The 12,489-nt window shown below is 68.7% G+C and carries 8 protein-coding genes and 1 pseudogene; 1 reads left to right on the forward strand and 8 read right to left on the reverse strand.

All coding sequences use genetic code 11. The features are described 5' to 3' along the window. Positions 1 to 15 precede the first annotated feature (15 nt). The 3 genes from Q7W02_18035 to Q7W02_18045 form a co-directional block, all read right to left on the reverse strand. A complete protein-coding gene (locus Q7W02_18035; GenBank protein MDO8478064.1) occupies positions 16 to 1,242 on the reverse strand; it encodes an IscS subfamily cysteine desulfurase in 1,227 nt (408 codons plus the stop codon). Positions 1,243 to 1,252: 10 nt separating this feature from the next. Beyond that, on the reverse strand, positions 1,253 to 1,693 hold the full coding sequence (locus Q7W02_18040; GenBank protein MDO8478065.1) for an Rrf2 family transcriptional regulator: 441 nt from the start codon (positions 1,691 to 1,693) through the stop codon (positions 1,253 to 1,255). Positions 1,694 to 1,832: 139 nt separating this feature from the next. Then, entirely contained in the window at positions 1,833 to 2,819 is a 987-nt protein-coding gene (locus Q7W02_18045; GenBank protein ID MDO8478066.1) for a galactose-1-phosphate uridylyltransferase, read from the reverse strand. Positions 2,820 to 2,967: 148 nt separating this feature from the next. On the opposite strand from Q7W02_18045, the pseudogene Q7W02_18050 reads away from it, so the two are divergent. After that, a pseudogene (locus Q7W02_18050) lies at positions 2,968 to 3,150 on the forward strand (glutaredoxin domain-containing protein). Between the two features lie 54 nt (positions 3,151 to 3,204). Here Q7W02_18050 and Q7W02_18055 read toward each other — a convergent pair. The 5 genes from Q7W02_18055 to Q7W02_18075 are packed head-to-tail and all read right to left on the reverse strand — an operon-like array spanning position 3,205 to position 12,371. Continuing rightward, positions 3,205 to 4,584 carry a tetratricopeptide repeat protein gene (locus Q7W02_18055; GenBank protein MDO8478067.1) on the reverse strand — a complete coding sequence of 460 codons (1,380 nt, stop codon included), beginning with the start codon at positions 4,582 to 4,584 and terminating at the stop codon, positions 3,205 to 3,207. Then, a complete protein-coding gene (locus Q7W02_18060) occupies positions 4,562 to 8,962 on the reverse strand; it encodes a VWA domain-containing protein (GenBank protein ID MDO8478068.1) in 4,401 nt (1,466 codons plus the stop codon). The genes Q7W02_18055 and Q7W02_18060 overlap by 23 nt, the downstream gene beginning before the upstream one ends. Continuing rightward, the gene (locus tag Q7W02_18065; GenBank protein MDO8478069.1) at positions 8,959 to 9,852 is read right to left on the reverse strand and encodes a DUF58 domain-containing protein; all 894 of its coding nucleotides are present in this window, start codon (positions 9,850 to 9,852) and stop codon (positions 8,959 to 8,961) included. Before Q7W02_18065 ends, Q7W02_18060 begins: the two co-directional genes overlap by 4 nt. 3 nt (positions 9,853 to 9,855) lie before the next feature. Then, positions 9,856 to 11,316, reverse strand: coding sequence for a hypothetical protein (locus tag Q7W02_18070; protein MDO8478070.1), 1,461 nt, complete (start codon positions 11,314 to 11,316; stop codon positions 9,856 to 9,858). Between the two features lie 17 nt (positions 11,317 to 11,333). Beyond that, complete coding sequence (locus Q7W02_18075) at positions 11,334 to 12,371, reverse strand: MoxR family ATPase (protein ID MDO8478071.1); 1,038 nt, start codon at positions 12,369 to 12,371, stop codon at positions 11,334 to 11,336. Positions 12,372 to 12,489 lie beyond the last annotated feature (118 nt).

Below are 12,489 nucleotides of genomic sequence, written 5' to 3' on the forward strand. Positions count from 1 at the left end.
CGCCGTAGGGCACCATTACTCGCCCTTCCACTGGATCGTTTTGAGGTCCACGCCTTCCTTCGCGAGCTCGTACAACGGCGACATCTCCCGCAGCCGGTGCACAACCTCCACCATCCGGCGGCCGACGTAGTCGACCTCCTCCTCGGTCGAGAAGCGGTGCAACCCGAACCTGATCGAGGAATGGGCCAGCTCCGAGTCCACCCCCAGCGCCGCAATCACGTACGAGGGCTCGAGAGTCGACGAGGTGCAGGCAGATCCCGAGGACAGCGCCGACTCCTTGTTGAGCCCCATCAGCACCGACTCTCCCTCGACGTAGGCGAAGGAGATGTTCAGGTTGTGCGGCAGCCGGTGCTGCGGGGGGCCGTTGACGTAGGCCTCGTCCACCTTGGAGAGGATCAAGTCCTGAAGGCGATCGCGCAGGGCGCCGAGGCGCTTGCCCTCCTCGCCCATCACCTCACGACAGATCTCGGCCGCCCTCCCGAACCCGACAACCAGCGGCACCGGCACCGTGCCGGAGCGCATGCCCCGCTCGTGGCCGCCGCCATCCATCATGGGGGCGATCCGCACGCGCGGATTTTTGCGGCGGACGTAGAGGCAGCCCACGCCCTTGGGCCCGTACATCAGGTGGGCCGTAGCCGACAGCAGGTCGATGCCCATGGCCTCGACGTTGACCGGCACCTTCCCCGCCGCCTGGGTCGCGTCGGTGTGGAAGACAATGCCGCGCTCCTTGGCCAGCCTGCCGATCTCGGCAATGGGCTGGATCGTCCCGATCTCGTTGTTGGCGAACATGACCGAGATCAGGATGGTCTTGTCAGTCAGCGCCGCGCGTAGCGCGCCGAGGTCCACCAGCCCCTCAGGCCCCACGGGCAGGTACGTGACCTCGAAACCCTGGCGCTCGAGCCGCTTGCAGACGTCGAGGCTCGCGCGCTGCTCGATGGCCGTGGTCAGGATGTGGTTGCCCTTCTCGCGGTACATCTCAGCCACGCCCTTGAGGGCAAGGTTGATGGACTCGGTCCCGCCCGAGGTGAAGACGATCTCCTTGGGGTCGCGGGCACCTAAGAGCGCGGCGATCTGCTCGCGCCCCTTGTCCACGCCGGCCTCGGCCTCCCATCCAAACGGGTGGTTGCGGCTCGCCGGGTGGCCGAACTTCTCGGTGAAGTAGGGCAGCATGGCCTCGAGCACCCGGGGATCCATCGGGGTCGTGGACTGGCTGTCCATGAAGATAGGGAGCTTGGGCGGCATCGTCTTTCTCCTACGTCGTGGTGACCAGCTCGGCCACGGGCACGAAGCCGTCCGAAGCGAGCTCGGACAGCGTCATGGTGTCGAGCAGACGGCTGATGCTGGCCTGGATTTTCTGGACCGGCCGGCGAAGGTTGCAGCGCGAGTACTGCGGGCAGCCGTCGCCATCGGTCATGCAGCTGACGATCTCGATGGGACCCTCGAGGGCCCGCACCACCTGCCCGACCGTGATTGCCTCGGGCCGGCGCGTCAGTACATAGCCGCCCTTGGGACCGTTGTGGCTCGTGATGAGCCGGTGCTTGGCGAGGCGCTGAAGGATCTTGGCCAGGAGCTCGCCCGGGATGTGGAATTCCTCGGCGATGCGCTTGACGCTCACCGCGCCCTCATCTCCGTGGGAGGCGATGTAGTGCATCGCCATGAGCCCGTAGTCAGCCCGCTTCGTGAACCTCAGCATGCCGTCCCGCTCCTCCTATATCCGACTAAAGTTATCTCCGACTCTTCTGGTCGTAGTCTCGCACCTGGACCTGCCCCTGTCAAGCCCTAAGCATGGATTCCTTTGGACAAACAGCCTGCCCTCCCATCAGGTCAGACGCTCAGACCCAGGCCTCTCTCAGCTGCCGCGCGGCTTCCTCTGGGGGCAGGTCATTAACGTGAATGCCTCCGATCCGGCTGAGGCGATCGGGCGAGGGTGTGATCTCGAGATGCCAGTGGTAGTCCTCTGCAATGCTGGACCACTCCCCGGGCAGGAGCTTAGCCGCCTGGTTAGGTGCCGTGTACAGCACCATCTCGAAGGAGGGATCGCCCGGGAGCGAGGCCAGCGTCCTGAAGTGGCCACGCAGCAAGGCCGCCATGTCCGCCACCGCGTCGGGTGTGAGCGCCTGCTCGTAGGCGCAGGCGTGCTGTCGCGGCAGGATCCAGGCCTCGTAGGGCGAGCGGGCCGCATAGGGCACGAGCGCGACGAAGTGGGGCGTCAGGCGGATGACGCGCTCCCCGTCGGCTACCTCCTGACGGATGATGTCGCAGAAGACGCAGCGGCGCTTGTACTCGTAGTACTCGCGGCACTGGATGAGCTGGCGACGCACGTCGTCGAAGATGACGGGCACGGCGATCACACGCGAGTACGGATGGCTGATGCGGGAGCCGGGCTTCTTGTAGCGCCGCGTGATCAGAATGTCGCGGATGGCCGGGTCCTTCTTGAGGTCTCGCAAGCGGTCGCGGTACATCCAGAGGACCTGTTCCCACCGCGCCTCGTCCATCCCCGCCGGCGTGAGATCGTGCTCGGGGCTCTCGATGATGAGCTCGGTTGCCCCACGCGGAGGGACCTTGTCGTAGAGACCCACGCCTTCGCGCCCAACGTCGCGCTCGACGCGGAAGTAGGGGTCGATTTCGGGCACGACGCGCACGCTCCAGCCGGGCCCGTCCGGCGTGGAGCCGTCCTTGCGGTAGGCGGCAATCTCCGGCGGCGTGAGGGACTCGCTGCCGGGACAGAATGGGCAGTCGGCACCAGTGGGAGGCGCCTCGCCCGCGGGCCGCACCAGCACCCAATGGCCCCGGGTGGGGTCTTTGCGGAGATCGCTCATGTTCTAAGCCACCTTAGGGAATCCGGCCTCCCAAGTCAAGGTTCGCGGGCCCTTGGGGAACGTGCTAGCCTCAAGGCAAGGAGGGTGAACCATGAGCGAGCACCACGTCGTCGTCTACTCGAGCCCCACGTGAGGCCCCTGCAAGGCGGCGAAGGAGTTTCTTTCGTCTCAGAACGTGCCCTTCGAGGAGATCAACGTGATGGCGGACCCGCAGGCGCGTGAGGACCTGGTGAGGCTGACGGGTCAGATGACGGTGCCGGTGATCCTGGTGGACGATCAGGTCGTCCGCGGCTTCGACAAGCCCGCGCTCAAATCCCTCCTCGGAATCTGAGGGCGCTGCGAGGCGCGGACTGGCCAGATCAGGCGACCCGCGTCCGGCCCTACCCTACTTTCCCTTGTCGAACTGGCTCTTGAGCTTGCGCAGGTGGAGCTTGGCGATGTCCACCCAGTCCTTCTCCGTGGGCTGCGGACCCGCCAGCTCGATGTAACGCTCCCACAGAGCGATCGACTCCTTCGGGTCCACGCGCTCGTAGACCAAGGCCAGGTTGTAGAGCGCCCCGCTGTTTCTGGCGTCGAGCTCCACGACCTTCCGGTACTCGCCGATCGCCTCCTGGTAGAGGCCCTTGTCCTCGTAGACCTCGGCCAGCCCCATCCGCGCCTCGGTGTTGATCGGGTCGAGGTCCACCGCCTTCTTGTAGGCCTGCACCGACTCGTAGTAGAGACCCTTCTCCGAATAGTAGATCTTGCCGAGGCTCGCGAAGACCTTGCCGGAGAGCGGGTTGTGAAGCAGCGCCTTCTGATACGCGCCGATGGCGCCGTCCACGTCGGCCTTGGCCGCCTTGGCGTCGCCGAGCCCGACATAGGCCTCGGCATAGAACGGGCGCAGATCAATCGCCTTCTCGTAGGCCCCGACAGCTTCGTCGAAGAGCCGCCGTGGCGCCGTGAGGTAGAGATCGCCCAGCCCCTTGTAGGACTCGGGGAAGGTCGGGTCGATCTGGGCAGACGCGCGGAAGTCCGCCGACGCCTTCCAGCGGTTGCCGAGCGTCTGGTGCACCGTGGCGCGCGAGTACTGGGCGAGGACGAACTGGGGGTCCGCTTCGATGGCGCGGCTCAGGGCGTCGACGGCGGCCTCGTTGCCGACCGCGGTGCCGCGATAGGCGGCGATGCGCCCGCGCACGTAGGCCTCCCAGGCCTTGGCTGAGACCGTCCCCACCGCCCACTTCTGCATGCGCGCCGCCTCGGGCTCCGTCGCGGAGATCTTGATCGCCTTCGCATAGGCGGTGGGCAGGCTTCGCAGCCGCTCGAGCAGTCCGCCCTCGGGGACGGGGATGGCGTCCAGCTGGCCACGGTCCACGCGCTCGCCGTGGAACTCGACCCAGCGGCCCAGGATGACGAGGTCGCCGCCCGAACGGCGCACTTCCCCAAGGATCGTGACGTCGGCGCGCACGGCGCGACCCGCCGCCACCGCGGAGGGCTCGTTCCACGCCTCGGGCTGGGGCAAGATCTTCAGCCGCGCGCGGTCCACCTGGATGATCCCCGGCACCTGGCGGAAGGCGCTCATGACCGCCTGCGCCGCGGCCTCCCCCAGCCACTGCTCATCACGGGCAAGGTCCGTGGTCGCGTAGGGCAGGATGAGCACGCTCCTGACCTTCGTCGCCGCGCCAGGGCCGGCAGTCTGGGCCCACGCGGCGGACGGGAGCGCGGCCGTGAGCAGCACGATGCAGGCGATACGGATGATCGCGCTAGGTCGTTCGGCTCGTGTCACGGTCTCGCCCTCCTTGTCCCATGCGCAGGGTCTTGAGGCGTGTCATCACCCGCCCGAAGGCGCCGGGGCCGACGCGCCTGAGCGCAATGTCGGGCACCAGCAGGATCGCGGCGGCGCCGAGCAGCCACGGCCACAGGTCCAGCGAGAAACGGGACTTCCGGCGGCTCTGCAGGAAGACGTCGCGCGGCTGACCCACCGGGCCGCCGCCCGTCAGTTCCGAGATCTCCCTGAGAAATGTCTCGTCCACGCCCAAGTCCCGGAACTCCTGCGCATAGGGTACCACCAGCCCCGCCAGCTGCGAGCCGACCATCTGGTCGCCCTTGCGCTGCGCCATGCCGACCAGGTAGACACCCTCCTGCGGGGCCGGGAAACGCCCGCGGTACCGGCCGGGCCCGATCTGCTCGAGCTCCAACACGGTGCGCTGCTTGTCGGGCGACACCACGCCGACCTGGGAGTCGAGGAAATTGATGAACTCGCCCTTGCTATCGATGGCGTCCACCACCACCTCGCCCGTGTCGTCCACGCGCGAGACCGTCGCCACCGTGTCGCTGCGCGAGCCGGTCCGGAGCGTCCAGCGCGTCACCTGAGACCAGAACTTGTTGAAGCCCCCCCAACGCAGCCAGAGCACGCCCCACTTGCCCTTGGCGTCCGAGGTGAAGGCCACAGAGCGTCCCAAGCCGTAGCGCCACGTGGCCAGCAGCGGGTCCTCCTGGTGGGTCATGAGGACCATCTCGGCATTGCCCTTGAGCGTGGTGGCGACGTAGCCGCCGAGGGGCGGCGCCTCCTTCCAGTCGATCTCCTGTATGGCCTCGTGCCCGGGCGAGGCGACGGACGCCTTGAAGGGCTGCTCGACGAGCGAGGCCTTGGAAGCGAGCTGGGTCTCGAGGGTGAAGATGCGCGGCACCGTCGCGCCCTCGTCCGTGTAGTAGAAGCGCCCGCGCCCCCACTTGGCGATGTCCACCATCAACTGGACATCGGCGTCCTTGCCGATGGCCACCGTGGACACGGTGATCTTGTCCTTGGTCATGCGCCGCACGAGGCCGGCGAAGTCGCCGCGCGTCATCTGCCCGTCGGAGAGAAAGATGACGTGTTTGAGCAGAGCCGGGCGGTCGTACAGGATTTGGTAGGCCTCCTTGAGCCCCGGGTAGCCGTCGGTGCCGCCCCCCGCCTTGATCGTGGCGATGGCATGGTGGATGGCCTGCTTGTCGCGGGCCGGGCGGATCGGCGAGTCCCAGACGAACTCGGTGTCCCAGCTCATGACGCCGACCTCGTTACGGTCGTCGAGCAGGTCCACGACAAGATGCGAGGCCTCCTTCGCGATGTCGAGCTTGGTCGCCTTGTCGTCCGTCGTCATGGCCATGGACCCCGAGCGGTCGATCGAGAGCACGACGGCCAGGCTCGGGATCTCGACCTTCTGCTTGACCTCCATCGTCACCGGCAGCGCCTCTTCGATGGGCGTGCGGTAGTAGCCGCCCAGCCCGAAGCTTTCCTCGCCGCCCAGCATGATGAGCCCGCCGCCTTGCTCGCGGACGTAGTCGCGGATGCCTTCCATCTGTTTCTTCGTCATCTTGAGCGAGGACACGTTGGAGAGGATGATGCCGTCGTACTTCTGCAGACCGGCGGCGTCCTTGGGGATGCGCTCGGCCTCGACCAGCTCTACGTCGATGTGCTGGGCGCGGAGCGCGGCCGTCAGGGCCTGAGCCTGGCTCTTGTCCTTCTCCGCGAGCAGGACCTGGGGCCGGCCGCGCACGACCACCGTCCCGACTGCCCGGTTGTTTTCCTCGATGATGTCGCCCTCGACGTCGAGCGCGGCCTGGTAGACGTGGATCCCGCTCTGCTCGAGCGACTGGCGGTACGCGAAGACGTTCTTGCCGGCGTTGAGCTTGACGACCTGCGAGCCCAGGAACTCGCCGTTTCGGAACATGGACAGCCGCCCCTGTGTTTCGGCCCGGCTCCAGGCGACGACCTTGGCCTGGAACGGCTCGCCGAACTTGACCTCGCGGGGCAGCAGCATGGACTCGACCACCACCTCCTGCTTGAAAGTCAGCGGGGCGGGCACGTACCAGATGTCGGCGCCCGCGCCCTTCGCGGCCTGCGCCACCGCGAGCGCGTTGCCGGCGTTCTGCCGGCCGTCGGAGAGAAGCACGAAGCGGTTCGCGTGACCGGGAGGCGTCGTGGCGAGCGCCAGCTGGAGCGCCTGCGCAAGGTTGGTGCCGCGCCCGCCGACCTGCACCTGCGGCCGGTCGATCTTGCCGCCCGGCCTGAGCGGCTGGGCGACCACCGCTTCCTCGCCGAAGACGATGACGCCCGCCTGGTCTCCCGGCCGTGCGCCGCCAGCCGACTGTGCCGCGAAGCGGAACGCGCTCTCGCGGGCCGCCAGGCTCACGCTGTCCGAGACGTCCAGCAGAAAGACGACGTTCAAACGGTCCACCCAGCGCGGCACGGTCGGCCTCACCAACGCCAGCAGCACGAAGGCGACCAGCACGCAGCGCAGCCCCAGCGCCCATCGATCGCCAACGTTGTGGGGCACGCCGAGCCGGCCCGCCGTCTGCCGCCGCCAGTAAAGGAAGCCCTCGAGCGCCAGCAGGAGGACCGCCAGCGCCGCGACGAACTGCCAGAGCTCGCGCACGATGGGCACGGGCGCCGTGTCGGGCCGTGCGCCCTCCACAAAGCTCGGCAGCGGCTTGGGATGGAGCTCCGACTCGTCGGGGTTGAAGAGGTTGACGGCGATCTTCGTCTCTCCGCGCGAGGTCGCCACCGTGTAGACGCCGACCTCGTCCGTCTCCGTGAAGCTGATCACGCCGCGGGTCGCCTGGGCGCGCACGCTCCGGCCCGACGGCGTCCTGACCGTGGCCGTGGTGACGCCGTGCTCGACGGGCAGCAGGATCGGCTGGCCGGTCTGGAGCGAGAGGCTGGTCTGGTCGAGGTCGGCCGGGTGCAGCCACCGGAGCGCCCTGGACATCATGACCGGGAAGGCAACGCGCAGCGGCAGGTCGGAGCGGAAGAGATCGAAGCCGAAGAAGACGGCCTTGCGATTCGGCTCCTCGAGCAGATAGACGATCGGCCCGCCCACCGCTTCGACCAGGGTCTTGCCGGCCGCCAACGGCCGCACGCGCAGCGCGTCCTCGATGGCGACCTTGGCGAAGTCCACCTGGCGCATGATGGGGTGGCTCCGGTCCCAGTCCATGATCACCGGCGACTCGAGCCGGCCCAGGACTTCCAGCGGCACGTCGGGCGGCGACGTGTTGACGAGCACGAAGCGCCCGCTGCCGATCCGCGTCGGGCTGACGCTGTCGAGCACGACGACGTCGAAGCCTTCCATGCCGCCCTGGTACGCGTCGGGCTTGCGCACCTCGAGCTTCACCTGCGGGTCGGTTGACAGCTCCTTCTCGAGAAAGAGGTTGCCCGGGCTGACCAGGAGCACCCGGATCGTGCGCGCCGGCGCGATGACGGCATAGGCTGCGTCGTCAGCCGAAAGATCGTCCGAGACGTTGAGCCGCGCGCGCAGCACCCCGCCGCCCGCGTGGGAAAAGGGCAGCACGACGGCGCGCCGCACCTGCGGGTCGAGCGTCAGCGTCTTCTCGGCCACCACGTCGCCGTCGATCGTCAGCGAGAACCCGAAGCTCTCGGCCTGGTCCGAGAAGTTGGCGAACGACACGAAGGCCTGCGAGTCGAAGGCGCCGATGTAGTTGCGGCGCACCGCAAGGCTGGTGATGGCGACGTTGCGCCCCCGCTGGCCCACGCCGACCCACCGCACGCGGACGTCGTCGGCCTGGCCGCGGAGCGCGGCCGGATGGGCGCCGTCGGTGAAGACGCGGATCTCGGCCCGCGCGTCCTGCCCGACCAGGGCGCGCGCGGTGCGGACGGCCTCGCCGAGCCTGTTGGGCAGATCCCGCGCGTGCGCGTTCCGGATGGCGGCCAGCGTTTGCTCCCGGTCGTGGCCGAAGGGCGCCAGGACGCGCGGCTGGACGCCCGCCTCGATGACCATGACCTCGGCGCCCGCGCCCAACCCGTTGACGAGGTCGAGGGCCTCGCGCTGGGCGAGGACGAAGCGCGACGGCGAGACATCCGTCGCCTTCATCGAGGCGGAGGTGTCGAGGACGACGACGATGCGCTTGGCGCCGTGGCCCATCACGGTCACCGCGGGGCGCGCAAGAGCCAGAGCCAGGGCGAGCAGCGCCAGCAATTGCAAGATCAGCAGCGGGTCGCGCTGCAGCCGCTGGAAGAAGGTCGAGGCCTCGCGATCGCGCAGCGCCGGGTTCCAGAGGAGAAGGCTCGACACGGTCGCCTGGCGGCGCCGCACCTTCAGGAAGTACAGAAGCAGGAGCGGCAGGGACAGCGCGCCGACGAGCAGCGCGAGCGGCGAGAGGAAGCTCATGCGAGCAGGAGCCCCTTGAGCTGGCGCAGGACCATCTCCTCCACCGGCGTGTCGGTCGTGACGCGATGGTAGGTGATTTCATTCGCGCGGCAGAAGCTCTCGGCGCGCGCAAGGAACTCTCCGAGCCTCTGGCGGTAGTCGCCCATCGCCTCGCCGTCCATGGTCAGGTCGCGCACCTCGCCCGTCTCGGCATCCGTCAACCGTAGGTCGCCCGCGAGGATCGGATCCACTTCCTCGGGCGCCAGGACGTGAATCACGTGGACGTCAAAGCGGCGCTCGAGCAGCGCCTTGAGCCCGCGCTCGTAGCCCGCCGGATCCAGCAGATCGGAGATCAGCACGGCCACGCCCGCCTCGCGCGAGCGGAGCGCGTAGGCGGCCAGGCCCTCGCTGAGCCCGGTCGGGCCGCCCGCGCGGAGCCTCCCAGCGAAGTCGAGGAGCGAGAGGAACTGTCCGCGGCCGCGCGTGGGGCTCCAGCCCTCGGCCATGCGGTCGCGCACGACCGCGACACCCACCCGCTCGAGGTTGACGAGGCCCACGAAGCCGAGAGCCGCGGCGAGCCGGGCGGCGTAGCGGAGCTTGGACGGCTCGCCGAAGCTCATGGAGTTCGAGCCGTCGAGGAGGAGGTGGAGGCAGAGGTCTTCCTCGTCGACGAAGAGCTTGAGATAGAGGCGGTCCAGGCGGCCGTAGATATTCCAGTCGACGTAGCGCAGGTCGTCACCGACGCCGTACTGCCGGTAGTCGGAGAACTCGACGCTCATGCCCTTGCGCTGGCTCTTGCGCTCGCCGCGCGCCCGGCCGCGGAAGGCGCGGCGCGAGACGAGCGCCAGCCGCTCGAGCTGCGTCAGGAACTCTGACGAGAGAAGGTCCTGCCCCCGGGTCGCGGTGGCCACGCGCTATTTCTCGTCGAGCGCCTTGAAGTAGTCCTTCACCTGCTCGTGGTAGTCGCGCGGGACCTGCTCCCGGACGATGTCCTCCTCCATCTGCTTGCGGTACTGGCCAAGCACGCCCATGTACTGAAGCCGCGAGGGCACGTTCCCTCCGCGCCCCAGGAGGTTCGTGTCCATCCCGTCCTTGCGGCCTGACCGTGCCTCGCCCTCGACGCCGACGTCGAAGGGATTCGTGTTGAGGCGCTGGCTCGGGTCGCCCTTGCGATTGGCGCTCTTGCCCTTGCCGGGCAGCGACCCCTCGCCTTCGGGCCAGTCCCCCTCGTCTCCGGGCGCGCCGCCCGGGCCGCGCTCGCCGCGGCGACCGCCTCGCCGCTGGTCCTCGCGGCCGCCGCGGAGGCCCTTGCCGTCGCGCCCCTTCTCCTCCATCGAACGGAGCTTGTTGAGCGCGCGCTCCATGGCCTCCATGGCACGGTCGCTCTGTCCTCCCTCGAGCGCGTCCATGCCCTCGTTGAGGTCGCCCTGGTAGCTCGGGTCGCCCTTGCGGCCGAGGCGCTCCATCTCGCGCAGGAGCTCGCGCAGCTTGTCGGGTGAGAACTGGTCGCCCTTGAGCCCACCGCGAAGGGACTTGGCCTTCTGGAAAACCATGCGCTGCTGGCTCTGGGTGAAGTCGCGCTGGAGGTCGGGCAGGCGGTCGATCCGCTCGAGCATGCGGATGCGCTCGTCGCCCTTCTTCAGGAAGGCGTTGAAGTCGGGCGTCTGCCCCGCGAGCGAGGTGTCCTTGAAGACGGCCGAGATGTCGCCGGGCTGGGTGGCGCTGCCGGCCCCCGCGCGCGGACCGAACATCCTCTCCTGGACCTCCGCGCGGCGGGCGTCTTCGCGCTTGGCGGCGCGCGGACGCTCCTGGCTTTCGAGGCTGCCCGCGCGCTCCTGCTGCTTCTCCTCGTCGTCCTGGCGCGCGCCCGAGAGGCTGGGCAGGGCGCCCTGGGGAAGCGGGATGGCCGGCGCCAACGCCAGCGCGATACCGAGAGCCAGCGGGATCGGGACGAAGCGCGCCTCGCGCGGGATGCGGCGTGGGATGACGCGGCGGCCTTCCAAAGCCTGCACCCGCGACACGGCGTCGGCCACGAGGGCGTCCACGAGTGGGGTGCGGTCGGGGCGATCCGCCCACTCCAGCGCCGTGGCGACGCGGTCCTGAAGCCCGTAGCCGCGGTCGGCCAGGCGCGCCGCCTCGCCCGCCGGGAGCGGCATGAGGAAGCCGGTGACCGCGCCCGCGAGCGCGCCGGCCGCGAGACATACACCCGCCCACAGGAAACCCGACCAGCCGAGGGAGTCCCGCAGGACGAGCGGCAGCAAGGCGACCAAGGCTCCGCCGAACAGGCCGCGGAGCCCGTAGAACTCGGTGCGCCGCACGCGGATCTGCCTCGAGACATCGGCGACCGCGACCTTCAGAATCGTCAGGTCGGGCATGCGCCCTCCTCGACGCGCTAGCGGAGAAAGACCTCTTTCTCCGTCGCGCTCACGTTCTCGGCCGCCTCGATGATCTGCGCGATGAGCCGGTCCACATCCACGCCCTCTGCCTCGCCCTCGAAATTGAGGATGATCCGATGACGCAGGGCCGGCAGCGCCATCGCGCGCAGGTCCTCCACGCTGACGTTGTAGCGCCCTTCGCTGAGCGCGCGCACCTTGGCGCCGAGGACGAGGGCCTGCGCTCCCCGCGGGCTCGCGCCGTAGCGGACGAAGCGCCGGGTCTGCTCCGGCGCGCGCTCCCACTGCGGGTGGCTCGCCAGGACGATGAGGGCCGCCAGGTCCCGCACGTGCGAGGCGATGGGCACCTCGCGCACGAGCTCGCGGAAGGCGAGCGCGCGCGGCCCCGTCATCACGCGCTGCACGCTGACCTCACGCACCTGGGTCGTCCGGTCGATGATCTCCGTCAGGTCCTCGAGCGCCGGGTACCGGACCCGCAGCTTGAAGAGGAAGCGGTCGAGCTGGGCCTCGGGCAGCGGATAGGTGCCCTCCATCTCGATCGGGTTCTGCGTCGCCAGGACGAAGAACGGCTGCGGCAGCGGATGCGCGGTGCCCGAGATCGTCACGGCGCCCTCCTGCATGCCCTCGAGGAGCGCCGACTGTGTCTTCGGCGTGGCGCGGTTGACCTCGTCGGCCAGCAGGATGTGGGCGAAGATGGGCCCCCGCTGGAACTGGAAGTGCTTCCGCCCGCCCTCGTCCTCCAGGATCATGTTGGTGCCCATGATGTCGCCGGGCATGAGGTCGGGCGTGAACTGGATCCGAGAAAAGGAGAGATCGAGGCTCTCGGACAGCGTCTTGATGAGGAGCGTCTTGCCGAGCCCCGGCACGCCTTCCAGCAGCACGTGCCCTCCGGCGAAGAGGCCGATGAGCACGTGGGCGATCACGTCGTCGTGGCCGACGATGACCTTGTGGACCTCGCCGCGGAGCGTTTCGAAATCCGCGACGAACTCCTGGACCCGCTGTTCCTGCGTCTGGGGAGGCGTGAGAGACTGCGGCATGCGCAACTCCTTTCCCATCGAGACGCGACGGCTACCGTGAATTTGACCCATCTTTGACCCATCTTTGACCCATCATAGGGGTGGTTCCTGTGCGCGTCAACTGATCACCGTGGAGCGC

Source organism: Candidatus Rokuibacteriota bacterium (assembly GCA_030647435.1).
GTDB lineage: Bacteria > Methylomirabilota > Methylomirabilia > Rokubacteriales > CSP1-6 > AR37.